Here is a 22,626-nt window from a genome sequence, read left to right on the forward strand (position 1 = left end):
AAGATGGCTAGCTGAAACTGCGCAATACTCTAGGTGTTTGTCTGGAGAAAATTTAGCTAAATGGCACATTGCTATAGGTGAAACCACCTATAAAACAGTCAGAAAATGGCCATTCTTTGGGAAAAATTTTGGAATATAAAAATGTGCTTGATGGCCTTTCATTCCGCTTTTAACAATCCGGATAATCCTTTCGCATCGGGATAAAACGGATTCCATGTTGTTCCGTGTATTTTCCCGTTTCCACAAAACCAAAGCACTTGTAAATATCCAAGGCATAAAGACTGGATTTTACCGTAATACTTGAATGGCCTTGACAGCGGATTTTGCTTTCTAAAAAGCGCCACATTTGCCGGCCATAACCCTGCCCCTGATAGGCTTGGTTCAGGAAAAAATGCATGAAGTGTGCAGGTTCCATATAAGCAACGACACCTATCACCTGATGATCGATTTCTGCCACAAAATAATGAATGTCCGGACGCTCAAAAATGGTCTGGATCATCTCAGGCTGAAAGCGCTGGCGACCCTCTTCTGAACTGATTACGGCATCGACAAAGGGTGCAATCACATCGACAATGGCACAAGTATCCTGAATAGTGGCTTTTCTGATTTTCATGTTTTTTTAAATTCCTCTTTATTAGCTTGTCCACATTAAAAAGTTTTTATTCTTAAAAGTTAGCTGCTATGGCTGTTCTTGAATGGACTTCCCCAAATTTAAAAACCGGTCTGAATATTCGGTAATATCCTTCTCTGCGCCTTGTCCGTATTTTCAAGACGGCAACTCACTCTATTTAAAAATCCATTTATTTAAAAGCTTGTTTAACTATACTTTTCTGATTAAAACCAAGCTTCATTTAATATCAGGCAGCCTGTCTTTACAATTCATCCATATAGAATTTTCGATGAAATTTTTATGATATTTCTTTATCAGGAAGAAATTTAGGTAGGCATTCTGAACTTTTCTTGGTGTTCATCAAAGATAAACATTTGAGGTCGTTCGCTTCCCTGCAGGGAGTTTAATGAAACATTTTGAATGTGCTGTCTGCAAGCAACAGCTGTTTTTTTACAAATCAGTTTGTGATCATTGTCTGTCACCGATCGGTTATGTTGCTTCGGAAAAAGATCTGTGTGCATTCGAAAAACAGAGTGCTGAACGATGGGTGCCAATTGCCAAGAACTACCAGCATACCAGCTATAAACCCTGTCATAATTACGTTCAATATCAAGTATGTAACTGGATGATTCCCAGCGATGAGGACGAGGAGTTTTGTGAATCCTGTCAGCTCACCCATGTCATTCCTGATCTGGAAAATTCAGAGAACCTGATTTACTGGTTTCGGCTGGAAGAAGCCAAACGCCGTTTCCTGTATTTGGCTCAGCGCATGAACATGATGCCACGGCCTAAAAAGTCAGAGGATGATCCATTTGGTCTGCGATTTGATTTCCTGCTTCCTCAGGAAGACCAACCTGTTTTAATTGGTCATGCCAACGGGATCATTACCTTAAATGCAATTGAGGCTGATGTGGTTTATCGGGAAACTACACGCGTGAATATGGGTGAAAACTACCGGACGCTATTAGGTCATTTTCGTCATGAAAGCGGACATTATTATTTTGCCATCATGCAGCATATGCACCCAGAGCTGCTCGATGAATTCCGCCATTATTTTGGGGATGAACGGCAAAACTATGGCAAAGCACTTGAACGCCATTATAACAAAGGTGCGCCGATCAACTGGCAGGAAAAGTACATCAGTGCTTATGCTACAGCCCATCCCTGGGAAGACTGGGCAGAAACCTGGGCGCATTATCTGCATATGATGGAAACCCTGGAAACTGCCTATTATGGTGGTCTTCGTGTTGAGGGCAATGGCAGTTATCTGGCCAGCATGAATTTTAAAGAATGCCCGATTGGTGGGCAGGACTTTGAACATATCCTTAAAAACTGGATTACCCTGACTTTTAATCTGAATGCCTTAAACCGTTGTATGGGCCTGGAAGATGCCTACCCGTTCAAGTTGAACGAAACAGTTAAAGACAAGCTACGATTTATTCACCGGCATGTGCTGGAAAAAGTCTTCAAATAGCCTGACCACATACCTGTAAACCTAAATTTTTCGTTCCATATCACTCATATTACAAAGCCCGTAGTAAATGACGGGCTTTGTTTTGAAATCACTATAATTAAACCAATTAAGCCGTTTTCATTGAACCGGTTTCTTCAAACTGGGCATGCCAGGACAAAGCTTCATTTAACAAATGCGGTGTTTGCCCACCATGCGCACAGGCGCGCTCAAAGTAATCATTCAGACTTTTGCGATAATCGGGATGAGCACAAATATCGATAATCTTGCGGGCACGTTCACGTGGTGCCAATCCGCGCAGATCGGCCAAACCTTGCTCTGTTACCAGAATATCCACGTCATGGTCAGTATGATCTGTATGGCTCACCAGTGGAACCACAGACGAAATCGCACCACCTTTGGCATAGGATTTAGTCACAAAGATCGCAATATGTGCATGACGGGTAAAATCACCTGAGCCGCCAATACCATTCATCATCTTGGTGCCAGCGACATGGGTTGAATTCACATTCCCGTAAATATCAAACTCCAGTGCGGTATTGATTGCAATTATACCCAGACGGCGAATCAGCTCAGGATTATTGGATAATTCCTGTGGACGTAACACAATTTTATCTTTGTACTGATCAAAATTCTTCATCACCCGTGCCGCACACTCATCGCTCAGGGTCATGGAACAACCAGAAGCAAAGGTCATTTTTCCTGAATCGATAAGCTGGAAAGTACAGTCTTGCAGGACTTCAGAATACATTTCCAGATGGTTGAAATTAGAATGTTCAAAACCTGCAAATACGGCATTTGCCACGGAACCTACTCCGGACTGCAGCGGCCCCAAATTTTCAGGTAACCGCCCTGCGGCGACTTCATTTTCAAAGAATTGAATTAAGTGGCTGGCAATCGCCAGTGTTTCTTCATCCGGCTCATCCATTGCGAAAGAAGTATCCGGAATCTCATTAATGACAATCGCAGCAATTTTTTCAGGTGCAACATGGATTCCGATTGTGCCTATCTTGTCACTGGCTTGCGTCAAAGGAATCGGACCACGGTTTGGACGGGCTTTAGGCAAATAAATATCATGTACGCCTTCTAGGACCGGATTAACTGTTGTATCAATTTCAACAATGACCCGATCTGCCATTTCGATGAAATTCGCCGAGTTTCCACAAGAACCGGTCGGAATAATCTGGCCATCTTCAGTAATGGCCGTTGCGGCAATTATAGCTACATTAATCGCCGGCAGGTTTTTATGACGGATATTGTCTGCCAGTTCAGAAAGATGCTGATCGATATACATCACTTCACCATTATTGATGGCCTGACGTAAAGAAGGATCAGCCTGATAAGGATAACGGCGGGTTATAACGTTAGCTTCATTCAGTTTCCCATCAATCCGGTTCCCCAGACTTGCACCTGTCGCCAAGGTAATACGGATCGGATGCTGCCGGGCATATTCAGCCAATGCCAAAGGCACAGTTTTCACCTCGCCGGCGCCGCCAAACCCGCTCAAACCAATTACATCACCGTCTTGAATCAATTGTAGTGCTTTTTCTACAGGTACTACTTTATCTTGTAATGCGAGCAAACGAATACGCTCTAAACCGTTCATAAAAATTCTCAAAAATTAAAAATAAAGAGACGCCTGCTCCTGGCGTACCAGAAGCATTGTGGTCTAATTCAAAAAATATTTAAGTTTGCTACTTTGAGCATATGATCATGCAATTATGAAAAGACTTAAATCAGTTCTACAGCAATCGCTGTTGCTTCCCCACCGCCAATACACAGTGCTGCAATGCCTTTCTTGCCACCAGTACGCATTAAGGCATGAATCAAGCTCACAATAATTCGGGAACCGGAAGAACCTAGGGGATGACCAAGCGCACAGGCACCGCCATTGACGTTCACTTTTGCTGGATCAAGTTCAAAGGCATCTATTGCTAACATGGTCACCATGGCAAAAGCTTCATTGATTTCCCAAAGGTCAACCTCCTGAGCATCCCAACCCGTTTTTTTCAGGACTTTTTCAATCGCGCCCACTGGTGCAATGGTGAATTCTGATGGATGCTGCGAATGGCTAGCATAGGCCACAATATTAGCCAGCGGCTTTAAGTTACGCTGCGCGGCAATTTCACTAGAAGTCACAACCAGTGCCGAAGCACCATCAGAAATGGAGCTGGCATTTGCCGCAGTAATTGTTCCATCCTTTTTGAAAGCTGGACGTAAGGTTGGAATTTTGTCAGCCTTGGCATTTAAAGGCTGTTCATCCTGTTCTACCACGACATCGCCTTTACGGCTACTGACAGTGACCGGTACGATTTCATCTTTAAAGAAACCTTGCTGCACCGCTGTCACGGCTTTATTTAATGAGCCAATCGCATAGGCATCCTGCTGCTCACGGGTATAGCCCTTTTTATCTGCCATTTCCTGAGCAAGGATTCCCATCGACAGACCTGTTTCCGCATCTTCCAGACCTTCCTGGAACATATGGTCAATGACTTTTCCATGCCCCATACGGAATCCGGCCCGTGCCTTGTCCATTAAATAGGGTGCGTTTGACATCGATTCCATACCACCTGCAACCACAATCTCTGCTGAACCGGCCTTGATTGCGTCTGCTGCTTGCATCACCGCCTTCATGCCTGAACCACAAATTTTATTAATCGTGGTCGCCCCGGTGGAATCCGGTAGACCCGCCTGACGCATGGCCTGACGTGCCGGACCCTGTTTTAAACCGGCAGGAAGAACGCAGCCCATAATCACTTCATCAATATCATTGGCCGACAGACCTGCACGTGCCACTGCTTCCTTGATCACCACAGCACCCAAATCCGGCGCGGTACAGCTTGAAAGTGAACCTTGAAAACCGCCCATCGCGGTACGTACTGCATCTACAATTACGATCATTTTAGTTTCATCCTTTTTCATCATTGTTATCAACCCTACATAGCCAAAGCGCTGTAGGGCTGGTCCTTCGCAATCATTGCGGGTTAAGCCTGTGCGGTAAAATAGTCTTCAGGCAACTGCATCACCAGTTCCGCACCCGCCTGAATACGCTGAATTCGTGCACTTAAATCCGGAAGGACTTTGGCAACATAGTAATTGGCCAGTACCAGCTTGTTCTTGAAATAGCTTTCTTCTTTGGTAACCGCCGCTTTGCTGATACGTGCATACATATAGACAAAGCTCAGCAGACCTACAGCATGCAGATAATCAACAGCAATGGAGTTGGCGAAATCAGGATTCTGCTGAGACTGCTCGACGATAAATCTGGTGATGTCTTCAAGTTGCTGGCAGGTTTCCAAGGTGGCAGCTTTAACTGCTAATGCATCATCCAGGCCTTGGGCAAATTCACGGATTTCAGCAATATATTCTGCGATATAAGCCCCATTACATTTGGTGGTTTTACGGCCAATCAGGTCAATTGCCTGCACGCCATTGGTGCCTTCATAAATCTGTGAAATACGCAGGTCACGAATACACTGTTCCATGCCCCATTCACGGATATAGCCATGACCACCGAAGCACATTTGCGCTTCCAGTGCAGAATCCAGTGCCTTGTCGGTCAAATAAGCTTTGGCGATTGGCGTTAACAGCGCCACACGGTCAGTCGCTTTACGCACCGCTTCAGGGTCGGTTGAGTATTTGGTAATATCCAGTTGTTGACCTACATACACCGCAAACGCACGTGAAGCTTCATTGTTAGCACGTACATTGAGCAGCATACGGCGTACATCGCCATGGACTAGAATTGAATCGGCTGGTTTTTCTGGAGATTTTGCACCAGTTGATGCACGGCCCTGTAAACGGTCCGTCGCATATTGTGCCGCATTCTGGTAGGCAAATTCTGCTGCACCAATGCCCTGAATTCCCATAGACAAACGTTCGTAGTTCATCATCACGAACATGCCAGCCAGACCTTCATTTTCATTGCCAACCATATAGCCCTTGGCGCCGTCAAAGTTCATGACGCAGGTCGCCGAGCCTTTAATTCCCATTTTATGTTCGATTGAACCGGCAGATACTGCATTACGCTCACCCAGTGATCCATCTGCATTGACCAGGAATTTCGGCACAATAAATAATGAAATACCACGTGAACCTGCTGGTGCATTCGGAGTTTTTGCCAGCACCAGATGAATGATATTTTCACTCAGATCATGCTCGCCGCTGGTAATAAAAATTTTGGTACCGGTAATATTATATGAACCATCTTCATTCGGTTCAGCTTTGGTCTTGATAATGCCAAGATCTGTGCCGGAATGTGGTTCAGTCAGACACATGGTGCCCGACCATTCACCCGTATAGAATTTTGGTAAATAAGTTTCTTTCTGTTCCTGTGAGGCGCGGTCATTGATGGCCATACCTGCACCCACCGTTAATAGCGGGTAAAGCATGAAAGATGGATTGGTGCTCCAGATCATTTCATCCGCCAGAACCGTGAGCATCTTCGGCATGTTTTGTCCGCCCCATTCTTCAGGAGCACCCAAGCCTACCCAGCCACCTTCGGCAAACTGTCTGAACGCTTCTTTAAAACCTTTGGGTGTCGTCACCACCCCATTGTTAAACTGAGCACCACCCTCTTCATCTGCAGGACGATTCAGATCCAGAATGACATTTTTTGAAAATTTTGCCATTTCTTCCAGAACCGCATTTGCAGTCGCCATATCGAGATGTGCAAGATTTTCGTTACCTTGCCAAAATTGTTCAGCCTGAAATACATCATTTAAAATAAATTCCATGTCTTTCAGCGGCGCATTATAAATCGGCATTTTCAACTTCCTAAAATGGTGATACTCAATCCTGTTGCCAGGTATTTTCTGATTTTGATTAGATTTACTGCAGACAATTGCAAAATCCTGATATCAAATTCATTCAACAGTGAATAATAAAGTGACTCATAAAACTGCTTTGAAACTCACATCTTCTTGTCCAGTATAATCTACTGAATATGTCAGCTTAATATTGCTCTGTATTCTGCGCAAAACCCTGATGAATGCGGGCTTAATACCGTCAAAGGATTTAGCTTGGTGCGCTGAAACAATAAAATAAATATACTGGAAATGGAATTTTATTTAGCAAAGTTGATCTCTAGGGTTCAATTTTCTTGACAATATTTTGAGCTTGTCACCCTGCCTATTTTTATTTGCCAGCAGTTGCTGCATAAATATACAAAATAAGATAAATATCACGACCTTAGTTTTATAGTAATCACGTGCAAAATTGCATATTCTTGGAAGGTTGTTTTTCAAAAAGTATGGACCAAGAAGATGATGACTGTAAGACAGCAGAACTTCCTTCTTCGTAAAGAGAAGATCCTGAACATGGCAGAGAGTTTGCTGCTTGACAATAATCAGGACATCACCTTGAGTGAACTCGCCAGTGAACTGGATATTGCCAAAGGAACCATCTACAAGCATTTTAAAAGCAAGAACCAGTTATATTTAGAATTAATTATTCTCAATGAAAAAAGAATTCTTGAAATATCAGAAAAGCATAATAATGATATTAAAAATTATGTTTCACAATATATGCTCTATCACATGCTTAATTCCAACCGGACCATTCTGTTGCATGTCATCGAAGAGCGTTTAACCAATAATGAAAAGAATCTGAAAGATTTATTTCAGGAGCTTTATCGTATTCGTGAAGAACGGATTCTCCGGATTAAAGATATCACTCATGATTATCTGGTTGCTTTAGAAAGCGCCATGTCGATTCGGGATTATTTATCTTATATCTGGACTGTGACCTATGGTGCCTCACTGTTATTAAATTCAAGCAATTATCAAAAAGCGATTGGTTCACGCGAACGTCTGATCAAGCTGTATATTAATCAGGCACTCATGACACCGGATAAAATTTCGTCGGTATAATGATCTGAATAAAAAATGCCTGATTTACTCAGGCATTTTTTATTCTAGACTATGAGTTTATAAAAATATTTTATGTCATCTTATCTGATCAATATCAAGCTGCCACAGGTGGAAAACCATCTTCAGTTAAAGCTGCAACAATCTCGGATTCGCTCACACTCGATTCAACCTCGACCAGCTTGCTGGCCACGTCAATATTTACTGTGGCATTTTCATCCAGATCTTTAATTGTGGCAGTGACACTGCGTGCGCAGCCACCACAAGTCATGTTTTCAATACGGAATTTCATGTTTAGCTCCATAGGATCGATTTAAAAATTGATGTGAATACAGCGCATGTCATTGCTGCTCAGTTCTGACACCTTGTTCAATCTGTTTTAAAATCTGGCAATCGGACTGTTCATTGCCGGCACACTGCTCCACCGATTGCTGTAATATCATCAGCATATGCTGCATATCGGCAATTTTCTGTTGTAAAAACTGGATATGCTTTTGAGCCAGCTGTTTGACCTCGCTGCTCTGGCGTGAGCTGTTCAGCCACAGGCCCAGCAGTTCTTTCATCTGCTCCGATGAAAATCCCAGTTCACGTGCATGCTGAATAAAACTTAAGGTTTTAATGTCCGCATCAGTATAAACCCGATAGCCTGCATCGCTTCGTTTCGGAGCGGGCAACAAGCCAATTTCTTCATAATATCGGATCATTTTTGCAGAGATGCCTGAGCGTTTTGCGGCTTGGCCAATATTCATCACGCTGACTCCTTAAACTGCACCGGTTGATAAGCCTTTAATCTCAAGGCATTGCTAACGACAAACACGGAGGACAATGCCATTGCGCCTGCGGCAAACATTGGCGATAACAGAATACCCCAAAACGGATACAGCACACCTGCGGCAATCGGAATTAAGGCAATATTATAGACAAAGGCCCAAAACAGATTCTGTTTGATATTGCGCATAGTGGCCTGACTCAAGCCGATGCCTGTCGCCACATGCTGTAAATTGCCTGACATCAATACGACATCGGCCGCCTCAATCGCGACATCGGTGCCGGTACCAATCGCCATACCAACATCGGCCTGGGCCAGTGCCGGTGCATCATTGATTCCATCTCCAACAAAAGTGAGCACACCATATTGCTGCTGGAGTTGACGTACTGCATCGACTTTTTCATGCGGCAAGACTTCGGCAATCACCTGATCGATTTTCAGCTGTTTGGCGATCGCCTGCGCGGTATGCTGATTATCACCCGTAATCATCGCTACTTTGAGGCCTTGGTCATGCAAGGCCTGAATCGCACTATAAGTAGTTGGTTTAATCGGATCGGCGACGGCAATAATCGCAGCCAGTTTCTGATCAATTGCCACATATAATGGACTGCGGCCCTGATCACCGAGTTTTTGTGCAGCAGACTTAAACAGATCGACATTTAGACCCAAGTCCTGCATCAGACGTTCTGCACCGATATGCAGCTGCTGACCGGCAACCTGTGCTTTGACCCCTGCACCAGTGATCGAATCAAAATCGGTTACTTCACTCAGTTCAAGTTCTTGCTTGCGGGCAGCCTGAACGATGGCATGAGCAATCGGATGTTCAGATTTAGCCTCCACTGAAGCGACGAGCTGCAATACCTCCTGCTGATTAAAATCTGCCGTAACTTCAAAGTCGGTCAGCAGCGGTTTTCCCTCAGTTAAGGTTCCAGTTTTGTCCAGTGCGACGACTTTGGTTTGCTGCAATAACTGCAATGCTTCGCCCTTACGAAACAGCACGCCCAGTTCTGCTGCACGTCCAGTTCCGACCATAATCGAGGTAGGAGTCGCCAGCCCCATCGCACATGGACAGGCAATAATCAGTACAGCAACTGCATTTACCAATGCGTAGGTCAGATTCGGCTCAGGCCCAAACAGGAACCATACCATAAAGGTCAAGGCCGCTAGCGCCATGACCGCAGGTACAAACCATAAGGTTACTTTATCGACTACGGCCTGAATCGGCAATTTTGAGCCTTGCGCCTGTTCTACCATTTGAATAATCTGTGCCAGCACCGAATCCTGTCCGACCGCAGTGGCCTTGATTTGCAAGGTTCCATTCTGGTTTACCGTACCCCCCACGACCTGATCGCCAACCTGTTTGGCCACAGGTAAAGGTTCACCACTAATCATGGCTTCATCGATATAACTTTGCCCGCTAACAACTTCACCATCGACAGCAACTTTTTCACCCGGACGGATTTCAATCAGCATACCTTGCTGCACATCAGCAATAGCCAGATCAACCCAGTGATTATTTTGTTGTACTCGGGCTGTTTTCGGCTGCAAACCGACCAGATACTGAATCGCTTCTGAAGTTTTCCCTTTGGCTTTGGCCTCCAGATAACGCCCCAGCAAGATCAGCGTAACAATGACGGCAGCCGCTTCGAAATACACATGCACGGTCGACTGCGGTAATAGCTGCGGAAAAAAGGTCGCAATACAGGAAAATCCATAAGCTGCAATAGTTCCGACTGCGACCAGAGAATTCATATCTGGTGCCAAACGTAATAATGCCGGAATACCATGCTGATAAAAACGTCGTCCTGGAATCAGCAGTACCAGGGTGGTCAATACAAACTGGATGTACCAGCTGTTTTGTGTTCCCAGTATATGGGTAATCCAGTGATGAAAAGCTGGGATCAGATGTGAACCCATTTCCAGAATAAATACGGGAATTGTCAGAACAAGTGCCAACCATAAATCGCGTTTCAGCTGTGCAGTTTCATTGGCTTTCTTTTCCTGAAAAGCCACATGATTCTCTGCTGAGAGATCGGTACCGGATTTTAGTGTAGCTTGATAACCAGCTTTCTCCACAGCAGCAATCAATGCCGGAATCTGAGAATGTGAGGCTTTCACCCAGGCAGTTTCGGTGGCCAGATTAACCTGTGCTTCGCTGACACCTTCTACTTTCAATAAAGCTTTTTCGACTCGTGCTACACATGAAGCACAAGTCATGCCTTCTATGGCAAGTTCAATCCGGTCAGTCTGAAGATCAAACCCAGCTTTTTGCACTGCCTGAGTTAGTTTAAACAATGGCACAGAATTGATCGCACTCACATGCGCCTTTTCAGTGGCCAGATTCACTTGTGCATCCAGAACGCCTTCCACTTTTTTGAGTGCTTTTTCTACGCGAGCCACACAGGATGCACAGGTCATGCCTTCAATATTCAAATCAAACTGTTGCGTCGGCACATCGAAACCGGATTTTTCAATTGCTTGAACCAGCGCAGCGGCAGCAATCGGCTGCTGGCTTTTAATAAAAGCTTTTTCAGTCGACAGGTTGACAGATGCCTCGACCACGCCTTCAATTTTTTTTAAGGCTTTTTCCACCCGAGCTACACAGGAGGCACAGGTCATACCGCTAATCTGCACCTGTTGTTCATGCAACCGGGGAGTCGCTGATATATTCATTCCGTGTTCTCCATTCGCCCATTCACTACCTATCCCATAGCTTAAACATTACCATTATGGGAAGGTCAAGGTTTTGGGATAAATTCTTTATTTTTCCTTATATGAAGGCATGTAGCTCAATAAAAAGCCCGAACATAACGTCGGGCTTTTATGGCGATACTTTTGATCTAAAATGTACCGGACTCTAGTCAGCCGAAATATCTTCAAACAGGATTGAAGACAGGTAGCGTTCACCGCCGTCTGGCAAAATCACCACAATATTCTTGCCGGCATTTTCAGGACGAGCAGCCACCTGGGCCGCTGCTGCCATCGCTGCACCACATGAAATTCCCACAAGGATACCTTCTTGAGCGGCAGTTTTACGTGCCCATTCAACTGCTTCTGCGCTATTAATGGCAATCACTTCATCGACTAGGTCCAGCTCCAGATTACCTGGAATGAAGTTGGCGCCGATACCCTGAATTTTGTGTGGTCCAGGGGTTAGGGTTTCACCACGCTTCGCCTGACCAATAATTGCAGATTCAGCAGGTTCCACCGCCACTGAATATAAAGGCTTGTTTTTCACTTTTTCAAAATAACGTGAAACCCCAGTAATGGTACCGCCGGTGCCTACACCAGCAACTAGAATGTCCACATTACCACCGGTTGCTTCCCAGATTTCTGGTCCTGTGGTTTCTTCGTGAATTTTTGGATTGGCCGGGTTTTCAAACTGCTGTGGCAGGTAGTACAGTTCAGGGTTCTCATTGACTAGACGTTGTGCTTCTTCTACTGCCCCTTTCATGCCTTTAGCCGGATCTGTCAGTACCAGATTAGCACCTAGCGCTTTGACCACTTTACGGCGCTCAATACTCATGCTCGATGGCATGGTCAAAGTAATATCATAGCCTTTGGCTGCAGCAACGAAAGCCAGTGCAATCCCAGTGTTGCCACTGGTTGGCTCCACAATATGCATCCCCGGCTTGAGTTTGCCTGACTTTTCTGCATCAGCAACTAGTGCTGCACCCACACGACACTTTACTGAAAATGCAGGATTACGGCTCTCAATTTTTGCAAGTACATTGGCTGGACCTGAAATCACACGATTAATGCGAACAAGTGGTGTATTTCCAATCGCCTCTGCATTATTACTATAAACCGCTATACCTAGATTACTCGGTACTGGAAAAGCTGAATCTGTACTCATGATGATATCCCTGATGTTATTGGTTCAAGTCATTTAAACATCATACAAGCATTTTTGTGCTTTGTAGATGTTTGATGAAACTTGCACTTCATTGCACGAATGAGAACTAAAATGCTTCTCACATGCTGCAATAAATTTATCTTATCTATCAATATTTAAAATATAATTTTAATTGATAATTCAATTCATTAAAAACCATAAAACTTAACTGTTTTTAGCAATGTATTAAGGACCCAGCCCCGTATAATTGACTGGCTGTAACTTTATAATGGATATATTGAATGAAAACCGATTTTGAAATCACGACCATGCGCAATTCAGCAGAACAGGTCGTCGGCATTTTAAAATCTCTGGCCAATACTGACCGTCTTCTCATTTTATGCCATCTGTCACAAGCGGAACTGAATGTTTCAGAAATCGAGCAAATGACTGAAATCAAACAGCCTACGCTCTCCCAGCAGCTGATGATGCTGCGTAAAAGTGATGTAGTCCATACCCGGCGTAATGGCAAACAGATTTATTATTCAATTAAAGACCAAAATTTGATTGTCGTCTTAAATACACTTTACCAATTATATTGCAGCAATAAGGTAAATTAATGGTTATTTAAATTTTAGACATTAAGGGTGTTTTACATTATAAAAATCAGAATTCCAGATTTTTAGATGCAATGTGACTTGTTCCGATGATTCTAAATATGAATCATCACATATTTAGAACAGCTAAGACTTCTTAGCAGAATTTGTGCATAATATATCTATATTTGTGATTTAGACCTTTTTATGCCAAATTCCAAGTCTAAAATTCTGCATAAACTCCCTGCCTGGGCCTGGTTAAGCCACTATACGCCAGTCAAATTTAAATCCGATGTTCTGGCTGCCCTGATTGTAGTGGCGATGCTGGTGCCCCAAGGGATGGCCTATGCCATGCTTGCAGGCTTGCCACCGATCATGGGTTTATATGCCAGCATCCTGCCAATGATCATTTATGCTTTGCTCGGTGGTAGTTCGACTTTGTCAATCGGCCCCGTGGCCATCATTTCCATGATGACCTTCGCCACGCTTAATCCCTTGTTTGAAGTGGGTTCCCCGGTCTATATTGAAGCTGCAATGTTATTGGCACTGATGGTTGGCATTATCTCCCTGCTTTTAGGCGTATTCCGTTTTGGTTTTCTGATCCAGCTAATCAGTCATCCCGTGATTCAAAGTTTCATCATTGCATCAGCATTGCTCATTGCTTTTGGCCAGTTAAAGTTTTTGGTTGATCTCCCCTTAAAAGCCAATAATATTCCGGAGTTTGTCAGTAGCTTGTTGCAATACTTCCCGCTATTGCACCTTCCTAGCCTGATTTTCGGCCTGCTGTCTATCAGTCTGCTGATCTATCTGCCCAAGTTATTAAAATCTCAGGCTGTACAAAGCCGGATTGGTCCTACAGATTTTCTGGTCCGGGCGGTACCCCTGATTCTGGTGTGTCTCGGCATTGCTGCAATTGTATTTCTGGATTTAAAGATTTATGGCATTAAAACTGTCGGTGCAATTCCATCCGGTTTTCCACCTTTATCCTTTCCACACTGGAACTGGGAACTGGTCATGACCTTGTTGCCTGGTGCCAGCATGATCGCCATGATCAGCTTTGTAGAATCGCTTTCGATTGCGCAAGCCACAGCATTGCAGCAGCGCAGCCATCTAGATAGTAATCAGGAACTGATCGCGCTTGGCCTGGCCAATATCAGTGCAGGCGTAAGCTCAGCCTTTCCGGTAACGGGCAGCCTGTCACGGACTGTGGTGAATGCTGATGCCGGTGCCAAATCCCCTATGGCTGGTGTTTTATCTTCAATTCTGATTATTTTTGTCAGCCTGTTCTTTACCGGATTTTTTGAAGATCTGCCCCTGACAATTCTGGCCGCCACAATTATTGTCTCGATCTGGAAACTGGTTAACTTTCAGCCATTCGTTGATGCCTGGCGTTATTCCAAAGCAGATGGTCTTGCCATGTGGATTACTTTTCTGGGCGTGGTGCTGATTGACATTTCTACTGGTTTGCTGATTGGAATTGTATCAACTTTTGTGCTGATGTTATGGCGCATCAGCCGGCCGCATATTGCAGTCGTGGGTCTAGTTGAAGGAACCCAGCATTTTCGCAATATTCAGCGCCATCAGGTCATCACCTCAGATCGGGTGCTGTCACTGCGGATTGATGAAAATCTATCGTTTCTGAATGCCAATAACTTCAAAGGATATCTGATCAATGAGATCAGCCTGAATGACAAGCTACAACACGTGATTTTAAACTGTTCCAGTATCAGTGCCATTGATCTGAGTGCTCTGGAAATGCTGGAAGATTTAAATGCTGAATTGGCCAAACTGGATATTCACCTGCATTTCGCAGAAGTCAAAGGCCCGGTGATGGATAAACTGCAGGCGTCCAGATTGATGAAGCATCTGAGTGGCCGGATTTATCTGACACATTTTCAGGCGATCCGAGATCTGGCGCCAGAGATCTTTGAACAGCATAAAGATTATACAATTTAGGACCATTTAGACTTATACTCATGCCCGGCTATATAAAGCGGATATGAGTTCATGTCTTTTATGAATTTTCAAATATAATTTGAATTTCTTGGTCTGAAATTGATATTTATTTCATCTATAAAATTTTCTCCGAGAGGATTTATCCATCATGTGCAGATTTTTTCTTCAAAAAAAAATATCTAAAACCAGTTAACTTTAGAATATATTAATAATATCAATAGTTTGACTTTAATATGAAAATATAGTCGAAGCCCTGTTTAATTTAAGTATAAAATAGCACGACTTTTTTCCCCATTTCGCCCTCGTAATTTTCACAAGGCAATCTTATGTTTTCTGCCCTTACGCGCATGAGCTTAGTCTCTCGAATCATCATCGCCATTATTTTAGGCGTGGCTGTGGCTGTGGTATTTCCCGAAGTTGCTCCCTCATTAAGCCTACTGGGCGACCTGTTTATTAAAGCCTTGAAATCTGTTGCACCGATTCTGGTTTTCATTTTAGTGTTAGCTTCTATCGCGAATTTTAAGGTGGGTCAGTCTAACTCTGCTATCAGGCCGATTATGATAATGTATGCGGTTGGTATGTTCCTTGCTGCACTCAGCGCTGTGGTTGCGAGTATTTTATTCCCAAGTACACTGTTCCTGGATATCGCTACACAAACTGACTTGCAGCCACCTGGCAGTCTGGTAGAAATTCTGAAAAATTTGCTGCTCAGTTTTATCGCTAATCCGGTGGTTGCCATTGCTGAAGCTAACTTTATTGGTATCCTGGCTTGGTCAGTAGCCTTAGGTATTGCTTTCCGTCATGCATCAGATACAACCAAGACACTTTTGAATGATGCAGCCTTTGCGGTGAATTATGTCATTCGTCTTGTTATCAGTTTTGCGCCTGTAGGTATTTTTGGTCTGGTTGCAGTGACTTTTGCTGAGTCTGGCCTCGAAACGCTGACCAGTTACGTGCATTTACTTGCCGTGTTGCTCGGAACCATGGTCTTTGTGGCTCTGGTCATTAATCCGCTTCTGGTTGCCTTAATCACGCGTAATAACCCATATCCACTGGTGTTCACTTGTTTGCGAGAAAGTGGTATTACTGCTTTCTTTACCCGTAGTTCGGCAGCCAATATTCCAGTAAACCTGGATCTGGCAAAACGTTTAGGTGTCAAAGAATCGACTGCAAGTATTGCAATACCTCTCGGTGCTGCAATCAACATGGCTGGTGCTTCTGTCACTATTACCGTATTGTCATTGGCTGCCGTGAATACTTTGGGAATTAATGTCGATTTTACCACCATGCTGATTCTTTCGGTGGTGGCTGCAATCTCGGCATGCGGGGCTTCTGGTGTTGCCGGTGGTTCATTGCTATTGATTCCGGTCGCATGTGGCCTGTTTGGTATTTCTTCAGACATTGCCATGCAAGTTGTTGCAATTGGTATGGTAATCAGTGTATTACAGGATTCTACTGAAACCGCGCTAAATTCATCGACTGACGTTTTGTTCACGACAGCAGTAGACCGCGCATCAAATTGATTTTATATTAATTAAACAATATGTTTAGCCATTGATGTTGTTATGCCATTACAGCGTTTACCCATCTGGATTCATCTGGGTGCATTTTTTCTTGCCGTGAATGCCGGCATGATTAATGTACTCGGTCTGATTACCGTCCTGCACCAATCCGTTTCCCATATGACCGGTAATATCAGTATGTTGGCCATGGCGCTGGTGAATTGGGAACCGCAGCATATCGTGTATCTGTTTCTGGTAACGCTATGTTATGTCATTGGCTCAATGTATAGCGGTCTTATTCTGGGTAACAGTCACTTTCAGTTAGGACGTCTTTATGGCTATCCGCTCAGCCTGGTGGCTTTGTTTATTCTGCTAAGCTGGATATTGCTCCCTTATTTTCCTCGCTATGGCCTGCTCTGGGCCTGTACAGCAATGGGCGTACAAAATGCCATGGTCAGCCATTATAAGGGCGCAATTATTCGCACCACGCATTTATCTGGCGTACTGACCGATCTTGGTCTGGCCTTAGGCTACCGTATACGCGGATTGGATGTGGAACCACGCCGGGTGATTTTACATGTTCTGATTTTACTCGGTTTTTTCGGTGGTGGTCTTCTTGCCAGCTGGGTTTACCCTTATTTAAAATTAAACTCATTCCTGATCCCGGTCGTGTTGAGTCTGACCCTCAGCCTCACCTACTGGGTGATTTATATACGTTATCGACATCAATTCGACTCATAACTGGACATTCTTATGGTTAAAAACGCATTACAGGCACAATTGTTAAAGGCAGGTCTGGTCGATAATAAGAAAGCAAAAAAACTGTCAAAACAGGCCGTTCACGAAAAGCGCACTGGCGATAGCAGTGATGCTGAAATCAAGGCTAAAATTGAACAGACCAAACAGGAAAAGCTGGCAAAAGATCAGGCGATTGAACGAGAGAAAAAAGCAGCGCTACAGGAAAAAGAACTCAAAGCTGCCATTATGCAAATGATCAATCAGCATAAAATTCGTGACACTGACGGTGAAATTGCCTATCAGTTTATTGATGATTCTAAAATCAAGAAAGTCTATCTGAATCAGCAGATTTATAATGCCCTGGTCGCAGGAAGCCTGGTGATCGCCCGCGAAAATGAAAGCTATGCTTTCCTGCCTAAAGCGCTGGCGGATCGTATCAATGCCAAAATGCAAGGCTTTATCATCGTGAATAATTCAGAGAAAAATGAAGAAACGACTGATGAAGAAGATCCGTATGCAGATTATGTCATTCCAGATGATTTGATGTGGTAAGCCTATTCTTATCTAATAAAAAAACCGGCTCAGGCCGGTTTTTTTAATCTCTAATCTAAAGCCTTCAATTGGAATGATTCAAAATAGACCTTGACTCAAATTTGTAACACCATCCCCGTTGTAACGAAATTAAATTTTTTTTCAGAATAAAAGATGCAGCTTACGTCTCATCTGCATCCTCATTTTTAAGCTGAAACTAGATGGCTTCTACAGGTACATATACGGGCCACCAAGCAGCCTGACGAATCACCTCAACATCAGACTCTTCTGTTTTAAGCTCAGAAATTCCTTGGTCCCGTGCAGTACGAAGCACTTCTAAAGCCACAACGCTGGAAGTTACTCTCAGATCGGCATTTGACGGTAATAACGAGGCACCTTCAGAACCTAAATTTGCCTGACTGGCCACGGCCTGGGCGGCGGCAAAGATCATTTCATCCGTGATTTTTTGAGCTTTGGCAACAATTGCACCAAAACCCAAACCTGGATAAAGTGCCGCATTATTGGCCTGGCCAATTTTATAACGCACATTGTGATAAATCACATCATCAAATGGTGCTCCGGTTGCCACAAATACTTTCCCATTCGTCCACTCAATCAGCTGTTGCGGTGTTGCTTCATGTAGTAATGTCGGATTGGACAATGGGAAGATGATGGGACGTTCAACATGATTGACCATATTTTTTACAATCTGTTCTGTAAATTGACCCGGTGTGGTAGACGTTCCTATTAAAATAGTGGGTCTTACTTGTGCAACAGTTTCTGCAAGATCAATAATCCCTTTATTTTGATTAGCTTTTGCTTGTAATGCTGCCATATGGGGCCAACGTGTTCTTGCCTCTATCGCAGTATGATTAACTACCCGATTAAAACCAGCAACTTCAGCATTTTTACGCACATAGGTTTTTTGGAAATATAGAAGACCATCATTCATATCTTCAGTTAATAAGCCGGGCAAATCGACTAACCAGATTCGGGAAATGGCTTGTTCTTTTGTCAGGCCGCTACGAATCATTTGAGCACAGATTTGATCTGCAATACCACAGCCTGCTGTGCCTGCACCAAAGATCACTACCCGCTGTTCAGTCCACGGTGTTTGACTTAATTTAACTGCATTTAACAGGCCAGACATCACAATAGCACCTGTGCCCTGAATATCGTCGTTAAAGGTTGGAAGGGTTTCTCGGTAACGGTCTAAAATCCGCCGGGCATTGGTCGAACCAAAATCCTCCCAATGCAAAACAGCTTGTGGAAATAACTTTCTTGCAGCTTTTATATAGGCATCTATAAAATCATCATAAACTTTGCCCTGAATACGTTCATGCCGGTTCCCGACATAAGACGGATCATTTAATAATTTTTCATTATTGGTGCCTACATCCAGAATAACAGGGATAACCCGGTGTGGATCTATTCCCGCAGCTGCGGTATAAACCGCCAGCTTACCGATGGAAATATCTACCCCGTTTGAACCCCAGTCTCCAATTCCCAGAATTTCCTCAGCATCGGAAGCGACTATCAGATCAATATCCCCAGATTCAGCACCATAGGATCGAAGCTTTTCTTCAATACTTTCAGGTTCATTAATACTCAAGAAAATACCACGTGGACGTGTCATGATTTCACTATAATTTTCAATTGCCTCCCCCACAATCGGGTCATAAACCACAGGCAACATTTCCAGCATATGACGCTGTAATAATGCATAAAACAATGTCACATTATTATCATGCAGACGCCACATATAAATATGCTTATCCAAATCACTGTTACAGGCCTGGTAAGCCTGATAGGCGCGATTTAATTGCAGTTCCATATCAGTCGTTACCACGGGTGGTAAAATCCCGGTTAAATCCAAAGCTTTTCTTTCTTCTATGCTAAATGAAGTCCCTTTATTTAAGGCAGGATCACGCAAAACTTCATAGCCACGTGCAGTAGTTTTAAATTTACGCTGGTTATTTTCAACAACCACTTTAGCTTGACGAGTATACATATTCATACCTTTTAAAATAATTATAGGATGTTGAGAAAGTATCTGGATTAAATATCAGCTCAGCCGAGCATCTTTTTAGAATCAACACTTGTTAAAATATTATTCGCATATTTTCTTTATGCACTGCGAGTTTTTTTGAAATCATTATTTTTTTAAATTCTGTGTTAATAATTATTCTACCTTTAGGCATTAATATTAAATGAGATAATTAAAAAATTGATTTCAATTTAATTCTTCTTGTATTAAATGATATTAGTTATTAATAAAAGTAAAAATCTATATTTTGTAACTTCAAATATTATATATTGAAAAATAAAACTTATTTCTCATAAAAAATATTCAGTAGCAAATCTATTGAATATGAAACTTGAAACCAAGCTAGAGCTGTATTTTCAGGCCTTTTTAACCGTTTGATAGTAAACAGCATATGAGGAAATGTATTAAAAGTTTATTTAAAATTAAAAAATTCATGCTAAAGCTATAAACTCTATAACTATTTTTTAATTGAATGAGAAAAGATAACTTGGAACAGTTTAAGGTGATCGAGAATATACAGGTCTGGGCAGATCAGTATCCATGGCTGGAAATGCTGTCTTCACTCAGTATTGTGATTTTACTGGCCATTCTTGCCAATCTATTTGCCAAACAGGTTGTGGTACGTGGAATTCGTAAAATGATTTCCAAAATGCCTTTTGCACATAATGAAATCATTGCCGAGCATAGCGTGATTCGTCGCATTGCCAATATCGTGCCCGCAATTGTAATTATGAACGGGATTACCACCGTTCCGCATTTATCTGACAAGGTTGAGACCTTCATCCAGATGGGTGCACAAGCCTTCATCTTCCTGACCATTGCTCTGGCAATTGGTGAACTGCTAAATATTTTCAACCTGATTTATCAACGCAATCCTAAGTCGCGTAACAAGCCAATCAAGGGTTATTTACAGCTGGTCAAACTGATTATCTTCATCGTTTGTGGTCTGATGATTCTGGGAACTTTCCTGAAAAAAGATGTCTTTACCTTGCTGGCCGGATTTGGTGCCATGGCCGCGGTACTGATGCTGGTGTTCCAGAATACCATTTTGTCACTGGTGGCTTCAGTACAGATTTCATCTTATGACATGGTACGGATTGGTGACTGGATTGAAATGCCTTCGCTGAACGCAGACGGCGATGTCATTGATATGTCATTACATACCATTACGGTACAGAACTTCGATAAAACAGTGACCACGATTCCAACCAACAAACTGGTTACGGATACCTTTAAAAACTGGCGTGGCATGCAGGAAGCTGGGGCACGGCGGATCAAACGCTCGATTCACATTGATCAAAACAGCGTACATTTTATGTCGGCTGAAGAACAGAACAAGCTGAAAAATTTTATTCTGCTGGATCAGTACCTAAATACCAAATCAGAAGAGCTGGAACAATTTAACCTGCAACTGAGCCATCATTCACAGTACAACCAGCGCCGTCTCACCAATCTTGGTACCTTCCGTGCCTATGTAGAGTTCTATCTGCAACAGCATCCGGGAATTAGCAAAAATCACTCCCTGATGGTGCGTCAGTTACAACCGACCAGTGAAGGTCTACCACTAGAAATATATGCCTTTACCAATACCACGGTTTGGGCCGAATATGAAAATATCCAGTCTGATATTTTTGATCATCTATTGGCGATTATTCCTGAATTTGGTTTAAAAGTGTACCAAGCCCCTTCAGGTCTTGATTTAAAAGAAGCATTTAGTCAACCTTCTTCCATTATTAGTTAATTATAAGTTCCGACAATTTTTTAAGCCTGAAATACTGTCCTATTTCAGGCTTTTAACTATTCTGTTTTGATAAAAAATCAATAATTTAAAATATAAATTTAATCTTTGGGGGGTCAGCCTGAAATTTTAGAGGATTTTTCCTGCATAAGCTCCTGCAGCATTTTATAAAAATCAGGCTCTAAATTGATCTGATCGTCACAGATACTTGCATCATTTAATAATAAATTCTGGCTACCTTGATGCTCATAAATTACTGTATTCAGAAACTGCGTACCGGGAATATTCTTGAGCAGGTTCTGTGTCTGCTTCATTTCCGCAAGCTGCTGTTCAGGAACCTTATTTAATACAGTATAAACTTTTAATTGAGTATTATATTGTGCAATCCCAATCGCCAATTGCACCAGTTCGGTTTCAAGCTGACTATCTTCTGGATTAATGGAACTTGGAATAATCAGTTTATCTGCATGTTTCAGGACTGAACGTAAGGCAGGTGTATCCTGCCCATCAATATCAACAATAATATAGCTGAACTGCTGTTTCAGCATATCCAGCCGGTGATCCAGACTATGACTGTCATGTTTTAAGACATCCAGATGCTCGAAAGAAAATTTTTCATTTTTCAGATTTGCCCATTCAAAACCCTGCGGCTCCAGATTGGCATCAAGCAATAACGTAGGACTTTGCCCACGTAATAACTCAGTGATATGCATGGCAATCATGGTTTTTCCTGAGCCTCGTTTACGGCTAGCTACTACCCAAATACTCATATCTTACTGCTCTCTTTTGAGATTATTTTGATTATAAAAAATTGATTAAAATTTAATATAATTATGGGTTTAGAATTACGTATCCATATTGAAAAGTAAAGTCTGACTTTTAAATAATTTTGTGGCAATTTCACCCAATTACGGGCTTAAAAAAACAGAATCCTTTATAATTCTCGAAAAGCAAAATGCATGATAA

The 22,626-nt window shown here is 42.8% G+C and carries 18 protein-coding genes; 8 read left to right on the forward strand and 10 right to left on the reverse strand.

Annotated features, from left to right (window positions below; translation table 11 throughout):
• Nucleotides 1-169: 169 nt before the first annotated feature.
• Complete coding sequence (locus VXP95_RS00635) at nt 170-613, reverse strand: GNAT family N-acetyltransferase (protein ID WP_416711169.1); 444 nt, start codon at nt 611-613, stop codon at nt 170-172.
• Nucleotides 614-1,016: 403 nt separating this feature from the next.
• On the opposite strand from VXP95_RS00635, the gene VXP95_RS00640 reads away from it, so the two are divergent.
• On the forward strand, nt 1,017-2,084 hold the full coding sequence (locus VXP95_RS00640; RefSeq protein ID WP_312209466.1) for a zinc-binding metallopeptidase family protein: 1,068 nt from the start codon (nt 1,017-1,019) through the stop codon (nt 2,082-2,084).
• 106 nt (nt 2,085-2,190) lie between these two features.
• Here the strand turns inward: VXP95_RS00640 and VXP95_RS00645 are convergent, their stop codons facing one another.
• The 3 genes from VXP95_RS00645 to VXP95_RS00655 all read right to left on the reverse strand — a co-directional run bounded on the left by VXP95_RS00645 (nt 2,191) and on the right by VXP95_RS00655 (nt 6,847).
• Nucleotides 2,191-3,687, reverse strand: a complete 1,497-nt coding sequence (locus VXP95_RS00645; RefSeq protein ID WP_416711170.1) for a succinate CoA transferase — start codon at nt 3,685-3,687, stop codon at nt 2,191-2,193.
• Between the two features lie 125 nt (nt 3,688-3,812).
• Nucleotides 3,813-4,982 (reverse strand): thiolase family protein, encoded by a 1,170-nt coding sequence (locus VXP95_RS00650; RefSeq protein ID WP_416711172.1) that lies wholly within the window; start codon nt 4,980-4,982, stop codon nt 3,813-3,815.
• Nucleotides 4,983-5,065: 83 nt separating this feature from the next.
• Nucleotides 5,066-6,847 carry an acyl-CoA dehydrogenase C-terminal domain-containing protein gene (locus VXP95_RS00655; protein WP_416711173.1) on the reverse strand — a complete coding sequence of 594 codons (1,782 nt, stop codon included), beginning with the start codon at nt 6,845-6,847 and terminating at the stop codon, nt 5,066-5,068.
• A 498-nt stretch (nt 6,848-7,345) separates the two neighbouring features.
• Here VXP95_RS00655 and VXP95_RS00660 point away from each other — a divergent pair, with 498 nt between their 5' ends.
• Complete coding sequence (locus VXP95_RS00660; RefSeq protein ID WP_064096693.1) at nt 7,346-7,951, forward strand: TetR/AcrR family transcriptional regulator; 606 nt, start codon at nt 7,346-7,348, stop codon at nt 7,949-7,951.
• 94 nt (nt 7,952-8,045) lie between these two features.
• Here VXP95_RS00660 and VXP95_RS00665 read toward each other — a convergent pair whose 3' ends face one another.
• The 4 genes from VXP95_RS00665 to cysK all read right to left on the reverse strand — a co-directional run bounded on the left by VXP95_RS00665 (nt 8,046) and on the right by cysK (nt 12,573).
• Nucleotides 8,046-8,240: a heavy-metal-associated domain-containing protein gene (locus VXP95_RS00665; protein ID WP_144724668.1), complete on the reverse strand. Its 195-nt coding sequence runs from the start codon at nt 8,238-8,240 to the stop codon at nt 8,046-8,048.
• A gap of 49 nt (nt 8,241-8,289) precedes the next feature.
• Nucleotides 8,290-8,697 (reverse strand): Cu(I)-responsive transcriptional regulator, encoded by a 408-nt coding sequence (cueR, locus tag VXP95_RS00670; protein ID WP_064096691.1) that lies wholly within the window; start codon nt 8,695-8,697, stop codon nt 8,290-8,292.
• Nucleotides 8,697-11,390 carry a heavy metal translocating P-type ATPase gene (locus VXP95_RS00675; RefSeq protein WP_416711175.1) on the reverse strand — a complete coding sequence of 898 codons (2,694 nt, stop codon included), beginning with the start codon at nt 11,388-11,390 and terminating at the stop codon, nt 8,697-8,699. Before VXP95_RS00675 ends, cueR begins: the two co-directional genes overlap by 1 nt.
• A 184-nt stretch (nt 11,391-11,574) precedes the next feature.
• Complete coding sequence (gene cysK / locus VXP95_RS00680; RefSeq protein WP_064096689.1) at nt 11,575-12,573, reverse strand: cysteine synthase A; 999 nt, start codon at nt 12,571-12,573, stop codon at nt 11,575-11,577.
• Nucleotides 12,574-12,854: 281 nt separating this feature from the next.
• On the opposite strand from cysK, the gene VXP95_RS00685 reads away from it, so the two are divergent.
• From VXP95_RS00685 to VXP95_RS00705, 5 genes are all read left to right on the forward strand, one after another.
• Nucleotides 12,855-13,172: an ArsR/SmtB family transcription factor gene (locus VXP95_RS00685; RefSeq protein WP_064096688.1), complete on the forward strand. Its 318-nt coding sequence runs from the start codon at nt 12,855-12,857 to the stop codon at nt 13,170-13,172.
• A gap of 183 nt (nt 13,173-13,355) precedes the next feature.
• The gene (locus VXP95_RS00690) at nt 13,356-15,104 is read left to right on the forward strand and encodes a SulP family inorganic anion transporter (protein ID WP_064096687.1); all 1,749 of its coding nucleotides are present in this window, start codon (nt 13,356-13,358) and stop codon (nt 15,102-15,104) included.
• Nucleotides 15,105-15,430: 326 nt separating this feature from the next.
• Nucleotides 15,431-16,627, forward strand: coding sequence for a serine/threonine transporter SstT (gene sstT / locus VXP95_RS00695; protein ID WP_416711177.1), 1,197 nt, complete (start codon nt 15,431-15,433; stop codon nt 16,625-16,627).
• A 42-nt stretch (nt 16,628-16,669) separates the two neighbouring features.
• Nucleotides 16,670-17,347, forward strand: coding sequence for a YoaK family protein (locus VXP95_RS00700; RefSeq protein ID WP_064102923.1), 678 nt, complete (start codon nt 16,670-16,672; stop codon nt 17,345-17,347).
• Nucleotides 17,348-17,359: 12 nt separating this feature from the next.
• Complete coding sequence (locus tag VXP95_RS00705) at nt 17,360-17,896, forward strand: DUF2058 domain-containing protein (RefSeq protein ID WP_416711179.1); 537 nt, start codon at nt 17,360-17,362, stop codon at nt 17,894-17,896.
• A 196-nt stretch (nt 17,897-18,092) separates the two neighbouring features.
• On the opposite strand, the gene VXP95_RS00710 is transcribed toward VXP95_RS00705, so the two are convergent.
• Complete coding sequence (locus tag VXP95_RS00710; RefSeq protein WP_064102925.1) at nt 18,093-19,886, reverse strand: NAD-dependent malic enzyme; 1,794 nt, start codon at nt 19,884-19,886, stop codon at nt 18,093-18,095.
• Nucleotides 19,887-20,409: 523 nt separating this feature from the next.
• On the opposite strand from VXP95_RS00710, the gene VXP95_RS00715 reads away from it, so the two are divergent.
• A complete protein-coding gene (locus tag VXP95_RS00715; protein ID WP_064096836.1) occupies nt 20,410-21,663 on the forward strand; it encodes a mechanosensitive ion channel family protein in 1,254 nt (417 codons plus the stop codon).
• Nucleotides 21,664-21,776: 113 nt separating this feature from the next.
• On the opposite strand, the gene VXP95_RS00720 is transcribed toward VXP95_RS00715, so the two are convergent.
• A complete protein-coding gene (locus tag VXP95_RS00720) occupies nt 21,777-22,430 on the reverse strand; it encodes a hypothetical protein (protein ID WP_416711180.1) in 654 nt (217 codons plus the stop codon).
• Nucleotides 22,431-22,626 lie beyond the last annotated feature (196 nt).

The sequence above is a fragment of the Acinetobacter sp. 226 genome (genome assembly GCF_048147925.1).
GTDB lineage: Bacteria > Pseudomonadota > Gammaproteobacteria > Pseudomonadales > Moraxellaceae > Acinetobacter > Acinetobacter pecorum.